Here is a 20,042-nt window from a genome sequence, read left to right on the forward strand (position 1 = left end):
TCATGGGCTCCAAATCCGACTGGGCAACCATGCAAAAAACAGCTGAAGTCTTAGATCGCTTCGGTGTAGCCTACGAAAAGAAGGTTGTCTCTGCCCACCGCACACCAGACCTCATGTTCAAGCATGCAGAAGAAGCACGTAGCCGTGGCATAAAGGTCATCATCGCAGGTGCTGGTGGCGCGGCCCATTTGCCAGGAATGGTAGCGGCTAAGACCACTCTGCCTGTCATCGGTGTACCGGTCAAATCACGCGCGCTTAGTGGCGTGGACTCGCTCTATTCTATCGTTCAGATGCCGGGCGGTGTGCCTGTTGCGACAATGGCTATTGGTGAAGCTGGTGCGACAAATGCGGCTCTCTTCGCCCTCCGTCTCCTGTCAGTAGAGGATCAGGCTATCGCGACAGCATTGGCAGATTATGCAGAAGAACAAGGAAAAATCGCTGAGGAGTCTACGAATGAGCTCATCTAAAACAATCGGAATCATCGGTGGCGGTCAGCTGGGCCAGATGATGGCCATTTCTGCTATCTACATGGGGCATAAGGTCATCGCGCTGGATCCAGCGGCGGATTGTCCAGCCTCTCGCGTGGCAGAGCTTATCGTGGCGCCTTATAACGATGTGGCTGCCCTGCGTCAGCTGGCTGAGCGTTGCGATGTCCTGACCTATGAGTTTGAAAATGTCGATGCGGACGGTTTGGATGCCGTTATCAAGGATGGTCAGCTCCCTCAAGGGACGGACCTGCTCCGCATTTCTCAAAATCGCATTTTTGAAAAGGACTTCCTCTCAAACAAGGCTAAAGTCACCGTGGCACCCTACAAGGTCGTGACTTCTAGCCAAGACTTGGCGGATATTGACCTGTCGAAAAACTATGTCCTCAAGACTGCGACTGGTGGCTACGATGGGCATGGGCAAAAGGTCATTCGTTCAGAAGTAGACTTGGAAGAAGCCCGTGCTCTAGCCGATTCAGCAGACTGTGTTTTGGAAGAATTTGTCAATTTTGATCTTGAAATTTCTGTCATCGTATCAGGAAATGGCAAGGATGTGACGGTTTTCCCAGTTCAGGAAAATATCCACCGCAACAATATCCTGTCTAAGACCATTGTGCCAGCCCGCATTTCAGAAAGTCTAGCTGACAAGGCCAAAGCCATGGCGGTACGAATCGCAGAACAGCTCAAGCTGTCTGGAACCCTCTGCGTGGAAATGTTTGCGACCGCTGATGACATCATCGTCAATGAGATTGCTCCGCGCCCACACAACTCTGGGCACTACTCTATTGAAGCCTGTGACTTCTCGCAGTTTGACACCCATATTCTGGGCGTTCTGGGAGCACCGTTGCCAGCTATCCACCTGCATGCGCCAGCCGTCATGCTCAATGTTCTCGGCCAGCATGCTGAGGCCGCTGAAAAATATGTCACAGAAAATCCAAGCGCTCACCTCCACCTGTATGGTAAAATAGAAGCGAAACACAACCGCAAAATGGGACACGTGACTTTGTTTAGTGATGCGCCGGATGAGGTAGAGGAGTTTTAATTTTTCTTAGGTAAGAGGAAAGTAATAATGGGCATTGATGATTTAATTTTTAACAGAACAAATACAGATACAGTCGTTAGTAGTGATCCAATTCAAATATTTAATTATTTGGATAAAAAGGATGGTTTTGGATATCTTCGAACAAACCAAGCAGATTTCTTAAAAGAATGGAATGAACGGCGAACTGAACGTGATATCGTTGGTGTAATGCATACAGGAGCCGGTAAAACGCTAGTTGGTTTGCTGATGCTTCAATCTAAATTGGTTGAGGAGAAAGAGCCAGCAATATATTTATGCCCAACAAAGCAACTTGTAGAACAGACTGTAAAGCAAGCAAGCCATTACGGAATGGATGTTTGTGAAATAGGCGACGATAATCGTATTCCGATAGAGTTTAAAAATGCTGAAAAAATATTAGTGACGACTTTTTCTAAACTTTTTAACGGGAAGTCCATTTTTGGAGTTAAAGATTTCACTAATACAGCTAGTATATTAAAAATAGGTAGTGTTCTAATAGATGATGCACACTCTTGTGTTGATTATGCTAGAAATAGTTCGACGATTATAATAAAAAATGATACTCCAGCCTTTAATGGAATTTTTGAATTATTCAAAGCAGAAATTGAAAGGCAAAGTTATGGAAAATACAATTCAATTCAAAGGTCTGACGCCAGCGTGAGTATTCAAGTTCCATATTGGGAATGGCTATTGAAAATTAGAGATGTGAAAGAGATTCTAAACACCTATTTCTCACAAGAAAGTGCAGATTTTGAGTATCGTATGATACAAAATTTATTAGATTTTTCTCGCTGTTATATTTCTGGAACACAAATTGAGATTACACCTAAATATAATCCTATCGAACAAATACCGTCGTTTAGTAATGCTAAACATCGATATATTCTATCTGCCACTATAAATGAAAAGGATTTGAGGGAAGAATTAGGAATTGAAAAAAGTGCAATTGAAAATCCTATTGTGACAAACAGCTATGTTGTTGATGTTGGCGAGAGAATGATACTAGCACCTACTAAGTATCATAAAGATATAACTGATAGCATTATAAGAAATTGGATGATTACTGAGTGTAAAAAACAAAATATGGGACTGGTTGTTATAGTACCTTCTCGAAATTCATCGATAACACAAGAATGGGAGAAGTTAGGTGCGAAGATAATTGATAATTCAAATTATGAAGATATCTTTAGCGGAATAGAGTCTGGGAACAGGGAACAAGTAGTATTAGTAAATAGATATGAGGGAATAGACTTTCCAGGAGAACAATCACATATTCTTATTTTGGATGGTTTACCTGAGTTTTCTACAAATAAAGATAAGGCTATTTCCACTACCTCTCAAGATGACAACTGGAAATTAAAAATCGTTCAAAAAATTGAACAAGGGCTAGGGAGAACGGTACGATCAAATAGCGACTATAGTGTAGTTTTGTTGCTTGGAGACAAACTCATCGATTTTATTAGCCTGAAATCAAATATGAAATATTTTTCTTTAGCAACTCAAGCCCAACTTTCTATTAGTAATGAACTAGTTTCTGGATTTGTAATTTCAGATGTTAAAGCTGCAAAAGAAGAAATTGTGAAGTCAATCAACTACTGTTTGAGTAGAAATCCAAGCTGGGTAAAGTATGCTAAAGATAAATTATCTGAAGTGAATGTGTCTGAGTTAGCACATACAGATATCTCTGATATTGAAAATGAGTACGATTCCTATAAGCAGTATGTAAGACATGATTTTGCTACTTCCATATCTAAGTTGGAAGCTTTGCAAGCTGATAAAACTGGGAACGAACTTGGTAGGATTTATCAAGAGGAAGCAGAGGTTAGATTTTATAGTGGTGATATTCAAAACTCTCAAAATTTACAAAACCTAGCATTTGAAGAATGGGATTATGCTTTTAAACCGGAAACTTCAGGATACCAAAAAGCGCTAAAAGCACCAGATATAATAGAAGCATCATTTAAATTTATTACAGACCATAGTGATAAATATTCACTTAGTAAATTTATAAATGATATTATAAGCAGATTACGTTATGGCAATGAGACATCTTCAGAACATTTTGAAAAAGCAATTGAAGATTTGGGGAAATTGCTTGGCTTACAGTCAACCAGACCGGAAAAGATAAAAGATGACGGCGGACCAGATAATCTGTGGCTTTCTAGAGACTTTCAGTTTGTTATAGAATGCAAAAATAGAGAAATTAACAATATTAATAAAGGTGATATAGAACAATTACTTCATTCAGAATTGTGGTTCACTAATAATTATGGTAATATGTACAATCAAAAATTGATTTTATTCCATGCAAAGTCTGAGAAAGAAAGAGAAGTTCAGTTTTCAGATAATATGTATATTGTTTCGACAGAGAAACTTAATAGGCTTAAAGATAAAATAGAACAATTAAATCAATTATTAAATGTAAATTTTGATGGTCTAACAAAAGAACAATTGCAACAATATTTCTTCAGAACTAACCTTGATATTACACAAATTGAACATCATTTCTTTACCAAAGCTAAATAAAGGTTGATTATAACAGTGGAGGAAATAGGATACTAGCTAGAAATAAAAGCAATATAAAGGAAAGGAACAGTGGGGCTTCGTATTCATTCAATAGAATACGAAGCTACGGACTTTATCAATTGTATGATTCAACTCATCGTCAATGCATTTGTTGAAAAAGAGAAGACTGGGGCAGTCGTCGAAGTCTTGTATGCTAGTAGCAATCACGAAAAAGTGAAATCTAAGTATGAAGAGCTAGTTGCACAATACCCTGAAAACTATTTAGCTATCTATGATTTACCGCTAGATACGGATTTGAATACACTAGATCACTACCCATCAGTATGGATTGGGAAAGAGGAGTTTTGATATTGAATAATGTTACTAATGAGATGTTATTGGATGAAATTCAAAAAATAACAATTAAAGCCAATTTACTTACTATTTTACCAGGCGTTCTAGCATTATTTGGTGTGATAATAACATTAATTATTCAGCAAATAAATTTGAAAAAAACCAATAAAGAACAAAAAAAACAAGAGATTTTAACGTGGGTGTTAAATCTGATTCGTGATTGCAGAGAATTTTATAATGAGTTCACACCTAAGAAAAAAATACTTAAATATGTGAATAAATATGATGAAATAGAAAACGATATAGATTCTTCGGAATTTGATTACAATCAAATAGAATATATTTTTTCTAAAATTAAAGACTCATCGGTTTCAAAATCTGATATAAAGACTATAATAGAGGATTTTTTTGAACAGATTAAAAAGAAGCCAGAAGTTTTTGAATGGTTTAAAGAGGAGTTGATAGAAAAAGGACATGATATGGACTCGGAAATAGCTGTACTGGTTAAACCTAACGCACGTAAATATTTATCTGACATAGAATTTTATCTGAGACGAGCTCAATTAATTAAAAGTATTCAAGATGGTTTGACATATTTAAATGTAACTTTACCAAATAACAAGCGATTTGCAGATTTGTTACCAATTATTGACTGCTTAAAAAATGAAATTAGTGTTTTTGCAAATTTACGGGATATGTCCGAAACGTTGTCGTACGATTTTATTAAAAAAGTGGATGAAATCGAAGATTTATCAAAAAGATTATAGTTAGAGGAGAACACGAACAATGATCAACCGTTACTCTCGCCCTGAGATGGCGAACATTTGGAGTGAAGAAAATAAATACCGTGCTTGGCTTGAGGTGGAAATCTTGGCTGACGAAGCATGGGCTGAGTTGGGAGAAATCCCTAAGGAAGATGTGGCTTTGATTCGCGAGAAGGCGGACTTTGACATCGACCGTATTTTAGAGATTGAGCAAGAGACTCGTCACGATGTGGTGGCTTTCACGCGTGCGGTTTCTGAAACGCTTGGCGAAGAACGCAAGTGGGTTCACTATGGATTGACTTCTACCGACGTGGTGGATACGGCCTACGGTTACCTCTACAAGCAAGCCAACGGCATCATCCGTCGTGACCTTGAAAACTTCACCAACATCATCGCTGACAAGGCTAAGGAGCACAAGTTCACCATCATGATGGGTCGTACCCACGGTGTGCATGCGGAGCCGACAACTTTTGGTCTTAAATTGGCGACTTGGTACAGCGAAATGAAGCGCAATATCGAGCGTTTCGAGCATGCGGCTGCGGGTGTAGAAGCTGGTAAGATTTCTGGTGCGGTTGGGAACTTTGCCAACATCCCACCATTTGTGGAAAGCTATGTCTGTGAGAAATTAGGCATCCGTCCGCAGGAGATTTCGACTCAAGTCTTGCCACGCGATCTCCACGCTGAATACTTCTCAGTCCTAGCCTTGATTGCAACGTCTATTGAACGTATGGCGACTGAGATTCGTGGTCTGCAAAAATCAGAACAACGCGAAGTAGAAGAGTTCTTTGCTAAGGGGCAAAAAGGTTCTTCAGCAATGCCTCACAAACGCAACCCAATCGGTTCTGAAAATATGACTGGTCTGGCGCGTGTTATCCGTGGTCACATGGTGACAGCCTATGAGAACGTTGCTCTCTGGCACGAACGTGATATTTCCCACTCATCAGCTGAGCGTATCATCACACCAGATACGACTATTTTGATCGACTACATGCTCAACCGTTTTGGAAATATCGTCAAGAACCTAACCGTCTTCCCAGAAAACATGATTCGCAACATGAACTCAACTTTCGGTCTTATCTTCAGCCAACGTGCCATGTTGACCTTGATCGAAAAAGGCATGACGCGGGAGCAAGCTTATGACTTGGTGCAGCCAAAGACTGCCCAGTCTTGGGACAATCAAGTGGACTTCAAGCCTCTGCTCGAAGCGGATTCAGAGGTCACTTCCCGTCTGACTCAGGAAGAGATTGATGAAATCTTCAACCCTACTTACTACACCAAGCGCGTAGATGAAATCTTCAGGCGCGTGGGGCTGGATTAAACAAAAAAGATGAGAGTGGGACAGAAATCGGTAATTGGTTAGAATTCGATTTCGTCGTCCCACCTCCGCACAGTTGAGTAGGGCTGTAAAAGCTGATGAAATCAGCGTAGTAGAGCCCACTCAACCACTGCGTCTTGCTCGAAAATCCAAAGACAATTGAGAGGCTAGGACTTTTGTCCCAGCCTCTCTTTTTTATTATTCTCGCCTGATATAGAAAGTTCCGTTTTTGTTGGTTTTCACTCCTAGAATAGTAAAAAAATATACGAAATTAAAAAATTCTGTTTATTTTCTGTCATTTTTTGATTTTTATTAAACAAAAATCGTTCAAATGTATTGCAAATTGGTATAGATAGGTTTATAATAATGATAGGCTAGTTGGTCAGAAAATGAAAAACGACAGCTCATGAGAACCATCGTTTTTCAGATTAATGATCGCGACTAGAAGAAATAAATTTGATTTTGAAGAAATCGCCACGCTTGTAGGTTTCGCTGTATTCTAGGATTTGTCCGGTATTTTCCAGTTTTGTGATCTTGACTTGATGCACAGTTGGGAAGTTTGGATCAATTTCCAAGGTCTTAGCAATGTCTTTTGGCGTTGGAAAGACGATTTCGTTGGTTTCTTCGAAATACTCATCATTCATGTGGATGTGATAATCCGTCTTGAAGCGATTGTAGATCGAGCTGTAGTAGTCCAAATCTGGATAGTTTGGATTGATGTACTGTTCAGGAATGTAGGTTTGGTGATAAATATAGACTTTATCGCCGGTCCTTCTGATACGGTCAATCTTGTAGTAGAACTGGGACGGAGTTAGTTCTAGTTTGTCCAAGATTTTCAATTCATTTCCGCGTTTGATAGACAGAACAGTCACCTTATCCTTTTGGATAGGGAAAGTTTCGATATCAGAGAATTCCACACGCTTGTGTTTTCTTGCGCGTGAAACAAACGTTCCCTTTCCTTGCTGACGGATGATGTAGCCATCATTCGCAAGTTCGTTCAAAGCGCGGACAACGGTGATGGAACTGACGTTGAACATCTTGATTAACTCAGCTTCTGTGTAGAATCTATCACCGTTTTCAAAGTTACCAGAAATGATTTGTTGCTTCAAGTCATCTTTGATTTGTTGATATTTAGGAATAGCCATTGTGCTCACCTCTCTTTTTTTTATCCCTCTCTATATTGATTTTAACATATTTTTTAAAAAAATGTTGACATTTATGTAAAAGTTTATTATATTAATATTAACAAGAAATGAAAGCGTTTTAAATCTAGGAGGAATAGGGAGATGAAGAGATTTGAAATAGGCTCTTCTTTCTACTTGGATAGTCAGGAGTTTAAGATTTTGTCGGGAGCGATTCACTATTTTCGGATTCAGCCGGAAGACTGGTATCACTCGCTCTATAATCTTAAAGCCCTAGGCTTCAATACAGTTGAGACCTATGTTCCTTGGAACATGCACGAGCCAAAGAAAGGTCGGTTTGACTTTCAAGGGATTTTAGATATTGAGAAGTTTCTTCAGATTGCTCAAGATTTAGGATTGTATGCCATCGTTCGCCCTTCGCCCTTTATCTGTGCGGAGTGGGAATTTGGCGGCATGCCAGCCTGGCTCTTGACTGAGGATATGAGAATCCGTTCTTCTGATGCTCCTTATCTTCAGGCTGTTGCAGACTACTATGATGAGTTGCTTCCTCGCTTGGTTCCAAGGCTCTTGGACAAGGGTGGGAATATCCTCATGATGCAAGTGGAAAATGAATATGGCTCTTACGGGGAGGATAAAGACTACCTGAGAGCGATTCGGCAGATGATGTTGGACCGAGGCGTTGATTGTCCGCTCTTTACATCGGATGGTCCTTGGCAGGCCACGCTGAGAGCTGGCACGCTGATTGAGGAAGATTTATTTGTTACAGGAAATTTCGGCTCCAAGGCAGATTATAATTTTGCCCAGATGCAGGAATTCTTTGATGAGCATGGCAAAAAGTGGCCGCTCATGTGTATGGAGTTTTGGGATGGTTGGTTCAATCGTTGGAAAGAGCCAATTATCAAAAGGGATCTTGAGGAACTGGCTCAAGCTGTCCATGAGGTTCTGAAACAAGGCTCTATCAACCTCTATATGTTTCACGGCGGCACCAATTTTGGCTTCATGAATGGCTGCTCGGCCAGAGGTGTGACGGATTTACCACAGGTGACTTCGTATGATTACGATGCCCTGCTCGATGAGCAGGGAAATCCAACTCCGAAATATTTTGCAGTGCAAAAAATGATGGAGACCTACTATCCTGAGTACCCACAAATGAAACCGCTCACAAAAGAATCTTTTGAATTGAGAGACATTGCTCTGAGTGAGAAAGTGAGTTTGTTTGAAACATTAGCTGATTTGGCTCAGCCAGTAGAGAGTCTCTATCCTGTCAAAATGGAGGATTTAGGACAGAGTTATGGCTACTTACTTTACCGTACCGAAGCCAGCTGGGATGCGGATGAGGAAAAAATTCGGGTGATTGACGGGCGAGACCGGATGCAGCTTTTTGTGGACGGCAAGCTTATGGAAACCCAGTATCAAGCAGAGATTGGTCAAGATATCTTTGTTGCTGGGGAAAAGAAAGCCACCCACCGTATTGACATTCTGATGGAAAACATGGGGCGGGTCAACTACGGGCATAAGTTATTGGCAGATACCCAGCGAAAAGGGATTCGGACGGGTGTTTGCAAGGATTTGCACTTCTTGCTGAATTGGCAACAGTATCCACTTTCTTTTGAAAACACAGAAAACATCGATTTTTCAAAAGGATGGCAGCCAGAGCAACCAGCTTTCTACGCTTTTGACTTCAAAATGAAAGCGCTTAAAGATGCTTATTTAGACTTGTCCGGTTTTGGAAAGGGCCTTGCCTTTGTAAATGGCGTCAACATCGGCCGTTTCTGGAATGTCGGACCAACCTTATCGCTTTATATTCCGCATAGCCTTCTGAAAGAAGGACATAACCGAATCATCATTTTTGAAACGGAAGGGGAATATGAAGAATCAATTAACTTAGTTAACCAACCTACATTTAAAACAATAAAGGGGGAAAATTTATGACAATCGTAGGTGCACGTATCGATGGACGTTTGATCCATGGACAGGTAGCCAATCTCTGGACTACCAAGCTCAACATTTCACGCATTATGGTGATTGACGATGAGGTAGCTGAAAATGCTATCGAAAAGAGCGGACTCAAGTTGGCAACGCCGCCAGGAGTGAAGCTTAGCATTTTGCCAATTGCTAAAGCAGCAGAAAACATCTTGGCTGGTAAGTATGACTCACAACGACTCTTTATCGTCGCTCGTAAACCAGACCGTTTCCTTCGTTTGGTAGAAGCTGGAGTTCCACTGGAAACACTGAATGTCGGAAATATGTCTCAGTCAGACGAAACTCGTCCCATCACTCGCTCTATCAATGTGGTTGATGCGGATGTGGAAGCTTTCCAAAAGTTGCATGAAAAAGGGGTGAAGCTGACAGCTCAGATGGTTCCAAATGATCCGGTCGCGGATTTTATGAATTTGTTAAAATAAGGAAAAATTTTTAGGAGGTCATTGTCATGATACAATGGTGGCAAATTTTACTACTCACTCTGTACTCAGCTTATCAAATCTGCGATGAGTTGACGATCGTTTCTTCAGCAGGTTCACCTGTATTTGCTGGATTTATCACAGGTCTCATCATGGGAGATTTACCTACAGGTTTATTGATTGGTGCCAACCTTCAATTGGTGGTACTCGGTGTTGGTACCTTCGGTGGTGCTTCTCGTATTGACGCTACTTCTGGTGCGGTTCTTGCGACTGCCTTCTCAGTAGCTCAAGGTCTTGATCCAGAGCTTGCTATTGCTACAATCGCTGTGCCGGTAGCAACTTTGTTGACATACTTTGATATTCTTGGTCGTATGACGACAACTTACTTCGCTCACCGTGTGGATGCTGCGATTGAACGCTTTGACTACAAAGGCATCGAACGCAACTATCTTCTTGGTGCGATTCCTTGGGCTCTTTCTCGTGCCCTCCCAGTCTTCTTTGCCCTTGCCTTTGGTGGAGCTTTTGTAGAAACTGTTGTTACAGGTCTCAGTAATGTACAATGGTTGGCAAACGGTTTGAAACTTGCAGGTCAAATGCTTCCAGGCCTTGGATTTGCAATCTTGCTTCGTTATCTCCCAGTGAAACGCAACCTTCACTATTTGGCACTTGGATTTGGCTTGACAGCTATGTTGACAGTGCTTTACAGTAATGTTCAAAGCCTTGGTGCTGCAGTGTCTAGCATTGTTGGTTCTGAAGTGTTCTCTAAACTTCCAAAAGAACAAGCTATTACTTTTGTTAACAACTTCAAGAGTGTATCTATGATTGGTATCGCCATCATCGGTGTCTTCCTTGCAGTACAACACTTCAAAAACAGCCAACGTACAGTCGTAGCTGCTCCAGTAACTGAATCAGAAAGCGGGGAAATTGAAGATGACGAATTCTAATTACAAACTAACAAAAGAAGATTTTAAACAGATTAACAAACGTAGCTTGTTTACCTTCCAATTGGGTTGGAACTATGAGCGTATGCAGGCTTCTGGTTACCTTTACATGATTTTGCCACAATTGCGCAAAATGTATGGAGATGGTACACCTGAACTGAAAGAAATGATGAAATTGCATACGCAATTCTTCAATACCTCACCATTCTTCCACACCATTATCACTGGTTTTGACCTTGCTTTGGAAGAAAAAGATGGTGTGAAATCAAAAGATGCGGTCAATGGTATCAAGACAGGTCTCATGGGACCATTCGCTCCTCTTGGAGACTCAATATTTGGATCATTGGTACCAGCTATTATGGGTTCAATTGCGGCAACTTTGGCTGTTGCAGGAAACCCAGCCGGTATCTTCTTGTGGATTGCTGTAGCAGTTGCTTACGACATTTTCCGTTGGAAACAATTGGAATTTGCCTATAAAGAAGGGGTTAACCTCATCAATAACATGCAAAGTACTTTAACAGCTTTGATTGATGCTGCATCTGTACTTGGTGTCTTCATGGTTGGTGCCTTGATTGCCAGCATGATTGGTGTTGAAGTTTCTTGGGCTCCACACATCGGGGACAAAGCAATTGAAATTCAAGACATGCTTAACCTTATCTTCCCACGATTGGTACCAGCAATGATCACAGGCGCAATCTTCTGGTTGCTTGGACGTAAGGGTATGAACTCTACAAAAGCTATCTTGCTCATTATTATTGCAGCGATTGCTTTCTCAGCATTTGGTCATTTCTTCTTTGGAATGGCATAATGGTGTAAATTATGAGCAAACAATTAATTTTGATTAGTCATGGTCGCTTTTGTGAAGAACTGAAAACAACGACTGAGATGATTATGGGGCCTCAAGCGGATATTCATGCCGTTGCCTTGTTACCAGAGGAGGGACCAGATGATTTCACAGCTAAGTTCTTAGACACAGTCAAGGATTTTGAGGACTATATTGTCTTTGCAGATCTTTTGGGAGGCACACCATGTAATGTAGTCAGCCGCCTTATTTTAGAAGGTAAGGATATTGACTTGTACGCCGGCATGAATCTGCCGATGGTAATTGAGTTTCTCAATGCTTCTCTGACAGGAGCTGATGTTGACTATCCGAAAAATGCAGTCGAAAATATCGTTAAAGTCAATGATATTTTAGCAGGCTTATCAGATGATGAGGATGAGTAGGACTGTTTTGTAAGGAAAAAGAAATGAAGGGGAGTGGGGAATTTTCCCATTCCCTCTTTTAAAAGAAAATAACTAATATATCAATGTTTATTTTGAAAGGACTACCATGCTAGATTATTCAAAAGAGAAACTAGTTGAATTAGGCGCGGAAATCACCACGCGTGAAATCTACCAACAGCCAGATGTTTGGCAGACAGCTTTTAATCATTACAAGGCTCAAGCTGACCAAGTCGCTGCTTTTCTAAAAGGTATCGAAGAAAAGCATGATTATATAAAAGTTATCTTTACAGGTGCGGGAACTTCGGCTTATGTGGGCGATACGCTGTTGCCGTATTTCAGAAAGCTTTATGACGAGCGCAAATGGAATTTTAATTCGGTTGCGACGACTGATATTGTGGCTGGTCCTGAGGTGCATCTGCACAAGGATATTCCAACGGTTCTCGTTTCTTTTGCCCGCAGTGGTAATTCGCCAGAAAGTGTTGCGACAGTGGACTTGGCCAAGCAGTTGGTTGATGAGCTTTATCAAGTGACTATCACCTGCGCTGCAGAGGGGAAACTAGCTCAGCAGGCACATGGTGATGAGCGGAATCTCCTCTTATTGCAACCAGCTCCATCAAATGATGCTGGCTTTGCCATGACTTCCAGCTTCACCTCTATGATGCTGACAACTCTTCTGGTTTTTGACCCAGCAGATTTGGCTCAAAAAGAAGCAAGAGTAGCTGAGTTGATTGCCTTGAGTCAAAAGGTTTTGGCAGATGTAGCTGACGTTCAAGCTTTGACAGAATTAGACTTTAACCGTGTCATTTACCTTGGGGCAGGGCCATTCTTTGGTCTGGCGCACGAAGCACAGCTGAAAATTTTGGAGTTGACCGCTGGGAAAGTTGCGACCATGTATGAAAGCCCAGTTGGCTTCCGCCATGGACCAAAATCTCTGATTAACGAAGAAACGCTTGTGCTGGTATTTGGCTCAAGGGATGCATACACCAAACGTTACGACTTGGATTTGGTGCGTGAAGTGGCAGGAGATCAGATTGCTCGCAAGGTGGTCTTCTTTACAGAGCACAGAGAAGACTTGGAAAATGTTGAGCAAGTGGTTCTTGAAAGTGATATCTTGGAAGATAGCTATCGAGCCTTCCCTTACATCGTCTATGCTCAGCTCTTCTCTCTCTTAACTTCTTTGAAAGTAAAAAATCGACCAGATACACCGTCTCCGACAGGTACGGTCAATCGGGTCGTTCAGGGAGTTATCATCCACCCTTTCCAGCAGTAGAAAGCTAAATATGGAAAAGTCAAACATTAGTCATGGGAAAGCTAGTTATTAAAAAGACTTTCAGATCAAAAGGATGGCCTTCCATCCTTGTCCCCTGACTAAGTCAAGAAAGAGAGTGGGACAGAAATCGGTAATTCGTTAGAATTCGATTTCATCGTCCCACCTCCGCACAGTTGAGTAGGGCTGAAAAAGCTGATGAAATCAGTGTAGTAGAGCCCACTCAACCACTGCGTCTTGCTCGACAATCCAAAGACAATTGAGAGGCTAGGACTTTTGTCCCAGACTCGAGACAGAGGGAGATTGTATGAAATCTTATCAAGAATCTATTTTTGGTACTTTTAAAGGACAGGATGTCTTAGCCTACACCTTTGAAAATGAGCTAGGCTATCGCTTCAAGGTCATGAACTATGGCGCAACGATTTTAGAATATCGGACGCCGGATAAAAATGGTGATTTTGCCAATATTATTTTAGGCTTTGATCGTTTTGAGGATTATGTTGGCAATAGTCCTAAGCATGGGGCCAGCGTGGGACCAGTTGCAGGGCGGATTGCAAAGGCTAGCTTTGAGCTGAATGGGCAGTCCTATCAGCTAGAAGTTAATAATGGTCAGAATTGCAATCACAGTGGCTCTACTGGCTGGGACGGTGTGATTTTCCAGACAGAGGAAGTCACAAACGAGGGCGTCACATTTTACACAGAGCGCCCAGATGGGACGGGCGGTTTTCCTGGAAATTTAAAAATCTGGATTTCCTATTACTTATCGGAAAAAGGGGAGATTGAGATTTCCTATCAGGTTCAGACAGATCAGGATAGTTTGGTCAATCCGACCAACCACAGCTATTTCAATCTGTCAGGTAATTTTAGTCAGCCGATTGATCAGCATGTCCTCCAGCTGCATACCAAAGGGGTGTATCCGATTGCTCCTGACGGCGTGCCAGCAAAAGAAGTGGATGCGAATCGCGGCTTTGTCAAAGGCCTACAAACAGGTCTAGCGCTGAAAGAAATTTTTGCAGATCCAGACGAGCAAATTCAGGTCGTGTCAGGGCTGGATCATCCCTTTGCTCTAGATAAAGAGCAGGAAGAGGCAGGTTGCCTTTATGATGCGGCATCAGGTCGTTACCTAACTTTCCGTACAGATGCTCCTTGTGTCGTGACTTATTCGGCAAATTTTGTCGATGAGTCAGTTATCATCAATGGACAGCCAATGATTCAGCATAATGGTCTGGCGTTGGAGGCACAGGCCTTGCCTGATGCGATTCATAGTGACTTGAAAGATCAGGTCATTCTCAAGGCAGGAAGCCTCTTCACCAGCACCACCGTTTATTTTGCAGGTGTGAAATAAATACTAAATTTGCTTCATTTGAAGTGTATCTCACATGGCGATATCAGCCTCAGATACAAGAAAACGGCAGAATCCCCCTCTGCCGTTTTTACTATTTATTTTATTGGTTATCTAAGTCTTGTGGTTGGAAAAATTGATTGTAACGCTCTTCGTCTTCTTGGTTATCACGGATAACTTTTGCAAGAGTGAATGAAGAAGAAATCAGTCCGACAGAACCCATGAGATAGTATCCTTTAACCATCAAAGGCTCTTTCAAGGTATAGAGGCCGACGAGAACAAGAGTTACAAAGAAGGCGAATGAGCCCCAAGCCATAAACATAAAGGCTGGTGTATTCCGATAAGTTTTCTTTTTAAGGTTGTTCATATCTAAAATCTCCTTTTCGATTTTTTTCATTGTATCATGAGTTTTTGAGACAGTCAATGAAATAGAGGCTATTTTAATCAGACTGAACAATTCATATTAGTTTGTGTCATCTTAGTAAGATGTTTAAAAGTATTTTATTTTTTAAAAAATATTTTTTCTTTAAGCAAATTTTAAGATAAGGACGTTATACTAATACCATCAAATGAAGACCTCCTAACTTTATTTGATAGAAATCCTAAAACTTTTTCATAATAATCTCCCATAAGAGCCACCAAATTCGGTGGCTTTTTTTGTGCTCAGAAGCGGGTCGGATTGCTTCCTCTGCCTTATTTTTTGCTATAATAGTTCTATGAGTAGAATTTTAGATAATGAATTAATGGGGGATGAGGAGCTAGTAGAACGTACTCTTCGTCCTCAGTATTTACGAGAATATATCGGTCAGGATAAGGTCAAGGATCAGCTGAAGATTTTTATCGAAGCGGCTAAATTGCGGGATGAGGCCTTGGATCATGCCTTGCTTTTTGGACCTCCGGGTCTAGGAAAGACGACCATGGCCTTCGTCATCGCCAACGAACTCGGTGTGAATATCAAGCAGACTTCTGGTCCGGTCATTGAAAAGGCTGGTGATTTGGTGGCCATTCTCAATGATTTGGAACCGGGCGATGTCCTCTTTATCGATGAGATTCACCGTTTGCCTATGGCGGTAGAGGAAGTGCTCTACAGCGCTATGGAAGACTTTTACATCGACATTATGATTGGAACTGGCGAAACCAGTCGCAGCGTCCATCTGGAATTGCCACCTTTCACTCTGATTGGGGCGACTACTCGGGCAGGCATGCTGTCCAATCCTCTGCGGGCTCGTTTTGGGATTACCGGTCACATGGAGTATTATGAAGCCAGCGACCTGACCGAAATCGTCGAGCGGACGGCAGAGATTTTTGAGATGGATATTACCCACGAGGCTGCTCGAGAGCTGGCTTTACGTAGCCGGGGCACGCCGCGGATTGCCAATCGTCTGCTCAAGCGGGTGCGGGACTACGCCCAGATTATGGGGAATGGTCTGGTTGATGCTCAGATCACAGACAAGGCCTTATCCATGCTGGACGTGGATCGAGAAGGGCTGGACTATGTGGATCAGAAAATCCTACGAACCATGATTGAAGTTTATGGGGGTGGTCCAGTCGGATTGGGGACACTTTCAGTCAATATTGCTGAGGAGCGTGAAACGGTGGAGGACATGTATGAGCCTTACCTGATTCAGAAGGGCTTTGTCATGCGGACTCGGACTGGGCGCGTGGCAACTCGTAAAGCCTATGAGCACCTAGGATATGAGTATATGAAGGAATGATGACCGATCAAGAGATTTTAGAGAGGCTGGGTCAGGATCAGGATATTCGAGCGATTTTGGAAATAATCCGCAGTCTGCAGCTAGAGGATTCTTGGCTGGCTGCGGGCAGTATCAGAAATTTTATCTGGAATATCTTGTCTGGCAAGTCGGGCTTTGATGCTGAAACAGATGTGGATGTCATATTCTTTGATCCAACTGTGTCCTATGAGAAAACTTTGCAGCTGGAGATGGAGCTGAGAAAAGCTTTTCCCGCTTATTCTTGGGAGCTAAAAAATCAAGTTTATATGCATATTCATAGTCCCAACACCCGGTCCTATACTAGCTCGAAAGATGCCATGAGCAAGTATCCTGAGTGCTGCACGGCTATCGGTCTTCGATTGCTGGAAAATGACAAGCTAGAGCTTTTTGCGCCCTATGGCTTGGCAGATATTCGAGCATTTCAGGTGCGGCCGACACCACATTTTTTGGCGGATACAGAGCGAAAGAAGCTTTATAAGCAAAGAATTCGTAAGAAAAACTGGCAGGCTAAATGGCCACAATTAAGTTTTGAAACTCTTTCTGAAGAAAAGTAAAGTTGAATCTGGTGCAAGCTAGATTGAGTGGCTTATCGCCTAAATGACCTGCACTCTGAAACTCAGACACAAAAGCTAACGGTATAATTAGCTGTTTTTCAGAGTCCGCTTCCGCTGTCACAGAATAATCGAGAAAGCTCCGCAGTTTTCTTTTTATTCTGGTATAATAGATCTATGAAGAAAATTGTATTTGTTTGTTTAGGAAATATCTGCCGCAGTCCGATGGCAGAGTTTGTTATGAAAAGTCTGACCGATGACCTACATATTGAGAGCCGTGCGACGTCCAGCTGGGAGCATGGCAACCCTATACATCAGGGAACTCAGGCTATTTTTAAGAAACATGCGATTTCTTATGACAAAGGAAAGACTTCTCAGCAGATTTCAGCGCAAGATTTTGCAGAATTTGATTATATCATCGGTATGGATGAAGCCAATATTCGAGATTTGAAGAAAATGGCGCCAGCGGATTTTCAGGATAAAATCTACCAGTTTGCCGATATCGGTGTTCCGGATCCTTGGTACACGGGTGATTTCGATGAGACTTATGAGCTGATTTTGGCTGGTTGCCACAAGTGGCTAGAACGCTTAAATGGATGAAAATGGATAAAATAAAAGAATTTTACGATAAATATAAAATCTATCTGACCCGTCAGAATCTAGAAATCCTAGCAGTAACTGTGATTGCCTTGTCAGCAATTTTAGTGTTTACCTCCAATATCCCTAGTAAGGGTGCGCTAACGTTGGATCAAGGTAAAATAAAATATGAAGGCAGTCTAGTTCACGGAAAAATGAATGGCGAAGGTACCCTGACTTTTAAAAATGGAGATAGCTATAAAGGGCATTTCAAAAATGGTACTTTTGATGGTAAGGGTACTTTTACATCGAAGGCTGGTTGGAAATATGAAGGTGAATTTGCCAACGGTCAGGCCAATGGTAAAGGAAAACTGACGACAGAAAGTAATGTCGTCTATGAAGGAACGTTCAAGCAAGGAATTTATCAAAATGCGCATTAGATGGTTTTCACTGGTTCGGATTACTGGACTGGTCTTGGTGTTACTCTATCATTACTTTCAGGGAGTTTTTCCTGGAGGTTTTATTGGAGTGGACATCTTTTTCACTTTTTCAGGATTTTTGATTACTTCATTATTGATTGATGAGTTTACAAGAAGTCGGACGATTGATATTATGGGCTTTCTGAAACGGCGCTTTTATCGTATCGTTCCTCCGCTCGTTTTTATGATTTTGGTCATCATGCCCTTTACTTTATTGATCCGTCGGGACTTTGTAGCAGGTATCGGGACGCAGATTTCAGCTGCTCTTGGTTTTGTGACCAATTTTTATGAAATGATGTCGGGTGGCAGTTATGAAAGCCAGTTTGTACCGCATTTGCTGATTCACACTTGGAGTTTAGCACTGGAAGTGCATTACTATATCCTCTGGGGCTTAGCTGCTTGGGGCATTAGCAAGATTAGCAAGTCAGTTGCTCAATATCGGGGACTGATTTCTCTGAGTTCGGCTGCTCTGTTTTTGTTCAGCTTCTTGGCCATGTTTATCGGCGCCTTTTTCAGCAAGAATTATTCCAATATTTATTTCTCAAGTTTGACCCATGTCTTTCCTTTCTTTGCGGGAACGGTGCTCGCGACTTTCTCTGGAGTCGGAAATGTGGGCGTTCAGATGAAGAAACTGGAAGAAAAGGTCGAAATCAAGCAAGTCTTGATCGCTTTAGCTGGCAGTTTTGTTCTTCTTATTTTGCTCAGCTTTATTTTGAAATTTGACAGCTTGTGGACTTATTTATTTGGTTTCTTGATTTCAACACTTCTGGCTTGTGTCATGATAGCAGCAACCCGCATCTTGCACGATAAATTGCCAAATATTAAGGAGCCTAGTCCTCTCAACTTTATTGCAGATACTAGCTACGGTGTTTACCTCTTCCATTGGCCTTTCTATATTATTTTTACTCAGTTGATGAGCAATGGATGGGCTGTGCTTTTGACTACAATCTTGAGTTTTGGTTTCGCGGCTCTTTCCTTCTATATCTTAGAGCCGACTTTAGCTGGACGGAAGCCTCGGATTTTTGGCAAGGATATGAATGTAACATCCATCACCAAGCCGATTTTCTACAGTTTCATTCCGCTGACATTTATCTTGCTTATTATCACCGTCACGGCTCCGTCTGTGGGTGCCTTTGAGGAAAGCCTGATTGTCAATGCTTTGAATCAAGCCGATACGAAAATGCAGACAACCCGTAAGCACGCAGACCAAAAAACTGCGACAAATTATAACGTGGCAGAGGGAACAACTGTTATTGGTGATTCTGTCACTTTGCGCTCTGCTGAATGGATCCAAGAGGCTATACCTGACGCTCAAGTCGATGCAGTTGTTAGTCGTAATTTAGTGTCTGGTCTGGAATTTTTCAAGAACGATATTGCTAACCAAACACTGCTTCAAAACGTCGTCTTGGCATTGGGAACCAATCCAGTTGACAATTATGAAGAATTGCTGGATCAGTATATCGAGCTCTTGCCAAAAGGCCATCGCTTGATTTTAGTCACGCCATATGATGGCCGGACAGCCAATGATCCAAGTAGTATTCCTGTTAAGATGCGACAATACGAACTTGAACTTGCTAAGAAATACGACTTTGTATATGTAGCAGACTGGTATCAGGTAGCGATTAACAATCCGCAGATTTGGATTGGAACAGACTATGTCCATTATGGGGCAGATTCAGAGTCTATGGCAGAGGGAGGTAAACTCTACTCTAACATGTTGAAAGAAGCCTTGGTTGCCGCTTCAAGTGGCAGTGTTAAGCCATAAAACTAGCTCGGTTATTTAGCCGAGCTCATTTTATAACAAAAAAGAAAGCGCTAACACATTTTTAGAGAAAAGTATGTGAAATTTTCGAAAATAATATAGAGACTTTTGTAAAAAAGCCTGAAATATCAGTGTTTAAA

The 20,042-nt window shown here is 41.7% G+C and carries 20 protein-coding genes; 18 read left to right on the forward strand and 2 right to left on the reverse strand.

Features of this window, described 5'->3' with window-relative positions; translation table 11 throughout:
• Window positions 1-2: 2 nt before the first annotated feature.
• The 6 genes from purE to purB all read left to right on the forward strand — a co-directional run bounded on the left by purE (window position 3) and on the right by purB (window position 6,486).
• Entirely contained in the window at window positions 3-467 is a 465-nt protein-coding gene (gene purE / locus RWS39_RS06440) for a 5-(carboxyamino)imidazole ribonucleotide mutase (protein WP_314481595.1), read from the forward strand.
• A complete protein-coding gene (purK, locus tag RWS39_RS06445; RefSeq protein WP_314481598.1) occupies window positions 454-1,527 on the forward strand; it encodes a 5-(carboxyamino)imidazole ribonucleotide synthase in 1,074 nt (357 codons plus the stop codon). Before purE ends, purK begins: the two co-directional genes overlap by 14 nt.
• Before the next feature lie 27 nt (window positions 1,528-1,554).
• Window positions 1,555-4,071, forward strand: coding sequence for a DEAD/DEAH box helicase (locus RWS39_RS06450; protein ID WP_314481601.1), 2,517 nt, complete (start codon window positions 1,555-1,557; stop codon window positions 4,069-4,071).
• Window positions 4,072-4,194: 123 nt separating this feature from the next.
• A complete protein-coding gene (locus RWS39_RS06455; RefSeq protein WP_314481668.1) occupies window positions 4,195-4,419 on the forward strand; it encodes a phosphoribosylaminoimidazole carboxylase in 225 nt (74 codons plus the stop codon).
• Between the two features lie 2 nt (window positions 4,420-4,421).
• Entirely contained in the window at window positions 4,422-5,171 is a 750-nt protein-coding gene (locus RWS39_RS06460) for a hypothetical protein (protein WP_314481604.1), read from the forward strand.
• A 19-nt stretch (window positions 5,172-5,190) separates the two neighbouring features.
• A complete protein-coding gene (gene purB, locus RWS39_RS06465) occupies window positions 5,191-6,486 on the forward strand; it encodes an adenylosuccinate lyase (RefSeq protein ID WP_314481606.1) in 1,296 nt (431 codons plus the stop codon).
• A 425-nt stretch (window positions 6,487-6,911) separates the two neighbouring features.
• Here the strand turns inward: purB and RWS39_RS06470 are convergent, their stop codons facing one another.
• On the reverse strand, window positions 6,912-7,628 hold the full coding sequence (locus RWS39_RS06470; RefSeq protein WP_062005956.1) for a GntR family transcriptional regulator: 717 nt from the start codon (window positions 7,626-7,628) through the stop codon (window positions 6,912-6,914).
• Window positions 7,629-7,769: 141 nt separating this feature from the next.
• On the opposite strand from RWS39_RS06470, the gene RWS39_RS06475 reads away from it, so the two are divergent.
• From RWS39_RS06475 to RWS39_RS06505, 7 genes are all read left to right on the forward strand, one after another.
• Window positions 7,770-9,557, forward strand: a complete 1,788-nt coding sequence (locus RWS39_RS06475; protein ID WP_314481611.1) for a glycoside hydrolase family 35 protein — start codon at window positions 7,770-7,772, stop codon at window positions 9,555-9,557.
• Entirely contained in the window at window positions 9,554-10,030 is a 477-nt protein-coding gene (locus tag RWS39_RS06480; protein ID WP_005591342.1) for a PTS system mannose/fructose/N-acetylgalactosamine-transporter subunit IIB, read from the forward strand. Before RWS39_RS06475 ends, RWS39_RS06480 begins: the two co-directional genes overlap by 4 nt.
• A 26-nt stretch (window positions 10,031-10,056) precedes the next feature.
• Complete coding sequence (locus RWS39_RS06485; RefSeq protein ID WP_314481622.1) at window positions 10,057-10,971, forward strand: PTS mannose/fructose/sorbose/N-acetylgalactosamine transporter subunit IIC; 915 nt, start codon at window positions 10,057-10,059, stop codon at window positions 10,969-10,971.
• Window positions 10,958-11,776, forward strand: coding sequence for a PTS system mannose/fructose/sorbose family transporter subunit IID (locus RWS39_RS06490; protein WP_314481624.1), 819 nt, complete (start codon window positions 10,958-10,960; stop codon window positions 11,774-11,776). The genes RWS39_RS06485 and RWS39_RS06490 overlap by 14 nt, the downstream gene beginning before the upstream one ends.
• Window positions 11,777-11,787: 11 nt before the next feature.
• Complete coding sequence (locus tag RWS39_RS06495; protein WP_048763128.1) at window positions 11,788-12,192, forward strand: PTS sugar transporter subunit IIA; 405 nt, start codon at window positions 11,788-11,790, stop codon at window positions 12,190-12,192.
• Window positions 12,193-12,298: 106 nt separating this feature from the next.
• Window positions 12,299-13,462 (forward strand): SIS domain-containing protein, encoded by a 1,164-nt coding sequence (locus tag RWS39_RS06500; protein ID WP_314481628.1) that lies wholly within the window; start codon window positions 12,299-12,301, stop codon window positions 13,460-13,462.
• Window positions 13,463-13,766: 304 nt separating this feature from the next.
• Window positions 13,767-14,804, forward strand: coding sequence for an aldose epimerase family protein (locus RWS39_RS06505; RefSeq protein WP_314481631.1), 1,038 nt, complete (start codon window positions 13,767-13,769; stop codon window positions 14,802-14,804).
• A 100-nt stretch (window positions 14,805-14,904) separates the two neighbouring features.
• On the opposite strand, the gene RWS39_RS06510 is transcribed toward RWS39_RS06505, so the two are convergent.
• Entirely contained in the window at window positions 14,905-15,168 is a 264-nt protein-coding gene (locus tag RWS39_RS06510; protein ID WP_179856134.1) for a YiaA/YiaB family inner membrane protein, read from the reverse strand.
• A 349-nt stretch (window positions 15,169-15,517) separates the two neighbouring features.
• Between RWS39_RS06510 and ruvB the strand changes: the two genes are divergently transcribed.
• The 5 genes from ruvB to RWS39_RS06535 all read left to right on the forward strand — a co-directional run bounded on the left by ruvB (window position 15,518) and on the right by RWS39_RS06535 (window position 19,905).
• The gene (gene ruvB / locus RWS39_RS06515; protein ID WP_314481636.1) at window positions 15,518-16,516 is read left to right on the forward strand and encodes a Holliday junction branch migration DNA helicase RuvB; all 999 of its coding nucleotides are present in this window, start codon (window positions 15,518-15,520) and stop codon (window positions 16,514-16,516) included.
• Window positions 16,513-17,088 (forward strand): nucleotidyltransferase family protein, encoded by a 576-nt coding sequence (locus tag RWS39_RS06520; protein WP_314481639.1) that lies wholly within the window; start codon window positions 16,513-16,515, stop codon window positions 17,086-17,088. Before ruvB ends, RWS39_RS06520 begins: the two co-directional genes overlap by 4 nt.
• A gap of 174 nt (window positions 17,089-17,262) precedes the next feature.
• Window positions 17,263-17,685, forward strand: coding sequence for a low molecular weight protein-tyrosine-phosphatase (locus RWS39_RS06525; protein ID WP_125388375.1), 423 nt, complete (start codon window positions 17,263-17,265; stop codon window positions 17,683-17,685).
• A 2-nt stretch (window positions 17,686-17,687) separates the two neighbouring features.
• Window positions 17,688-18,101, forward strand: a complete 414-nt coding sequence (locus RWS39_RS06530; protein WP_005591332.1) for an MORN repeat-containing protein — start codon at window positions 17,688-17,690, stop codon at window positions 18,099-18,101.
• A complete protein-coding gene (locus RWS39_RS06535) occupies window positions 18,091-19,905 on the forward strand; it encodes an acyltransferase family protein (RefSeq protein WP_314481671.1) in 1,815 nt (604 codons plus the stop codon). Before RWS39_RS06530 ends, RWS39_RS06535 begins: the two co-directional genes overlap by 11 nt.
• The last annotated feature ends 137 nt before the right edge of the window (window positions 19,906-20,042 follow it).

The sequence above is a fragment of the Streptococcus cristatus genome (genome assembly GCF_963529205.1).
In the GTDB taxonomy this organism is placed as follows: Bacteria; Bacillota; Bacilli; order Lactobacillales; family Streptococcaceae; genus Streptococcus; species Streptococcus cristatus_O.

What these genes read in the sequence shown, in the direction of transcription:
- purE (WP_314481595.1), top strand. Translation starts at nt 3, where the DNA reads ATGGGCTCCAAATCCGACTGGGCAACCATGCAAAAAACAGCTGAAGTC.
- purK (WP_314481598.1), top strand. Translation starts at nt 454, where the DNA reads ATGAGCTCATCTAAAACAATCGGAATCATCGGTGGCGGTCAGCTGGGC.
- RWS39_RS06450 (WP_314481601.1), top strand. Translation starts at nt 1,555, where the DNA reads ATGGGCATTGATGATTTAATTTTTAACAGAACAAATACAGATACAGTC.
- RWS39_RS06455 (WP_314481668.1), top strand. Translation starts at nt 4,195, where the DNA reads ATGATTCAACTCATCGTCAATGCATTTGTTGAAAAAGAGAAGACTGGG.
- purB (WP_314481606.1), top strand. Translation starts at nt 5,191, where the DNA reads ATGATCAACCGTTACTCTCGCCCTGAGATGGCGAACATTTGGAGTGAA.
- RWS39_RS06470 (WP_062005956.1), bottom strand. Translation starts at nt 7,628, where the DNA reads ATGGCTATTCCTAAATATCAACAAATCAAAGATGACTTGAAGCAACAA.
- RWS39_RS06475 (WP_314481611.1), top strand. Translation starts at nt 7,770, where the DNA reads ATGAAGAGATTTGAAATAGGCTCTTCTTTCTACTTGGATAGTCAGGAG.
- RWS39_RS06480 (WP_005591342.1), top strand. Translation starts at nt 9,554, where the DNA reads ATGACAATCGTAGGTGCACGTATCGATGGACGTTTGATCCATGGACAG.
- RWS39_RS06485 (WP_314481622.1), top strand. Translation starts at nt 10,057, where the DNA reads ATGATACAATGGTGGCAAATTTTACTACTCACTCTGTACTCAGCTTAT.
- RWS39_RS06490 (WP_314481624.1), top strand. Translation starts at nt 10,958, where the DNA reads ATGACGAATTCTAATTACAAACTAACAAAAGAAGATTTTAAACAGATT.
- RWS39_RS06495 (WP_048763128.1), top strand. Translation starts at nt 11,788, where the DNA reads ATGAGCAAACAATTAATTTTGATTAGTCATGGTCGCTTTTGTGAAGAA.
- RWS39_RS06500 (WP_314481628.1), top strand. Translation starts at nt 12,299, where the DNA reads ATGCTAGATTATTCAAAAGAGAAACTAGTTGAATTAGGCGCGGAAATC.
- RWS39_RS06505 (WP_314481631.1), top strand. Translation starts at nt 13,767, where the DNA reads ATGAAATCTTATCAAGAATCTATTTTTGGTACTTTTAAAGGACAGGAT.
- RWS39_RS06510 (WP_179856134.1), bottom strand. Translation starts at nt 15,168, where the DNA reads ATGAACAACCTTAAAAAGAAAACTTATCGGAATACACCAGCCTTTATG.
- ruvB (WP_314481636.1), top strand. Translation starts at nt 15,518, where the DNA reads ATGAGTAGAATTTTAGATAATGAATTAATGGGGGATGAGGAGCTAGTA.
- RWS39_RS06520 (WP_314481639.1), top strand. Translation starts at nt 16,513, where the DNA reads ATGATGACCGATCAAGAGATTTTAGAGAGGCTGGGTCAGGATCAGGAT.
- RWS39_RS06525 (WP_125388375.1), top strand. Translation starts at nt 17,263, where the DNA reads ATGAAGAAAATTGTATTTGTTTGTTTAGGAAATATCTGCCGCAGTCCG.
- RWS39_RS06530 (WP_005591332.1), top strand. Translation starts at nt 17,688, where the DNA reads ATGGATAAAATAAAAGAATTTTACGATAAATATAAAATCTATCTGACC.
- RWS39_RS06535 (WP_314481671.1), top strand. Translation starts at nt 18,091, where the DNA reads ATGCGCATTAGATGGTTTTCACTGGTTCGGATTACTGGACTGGTCTTG.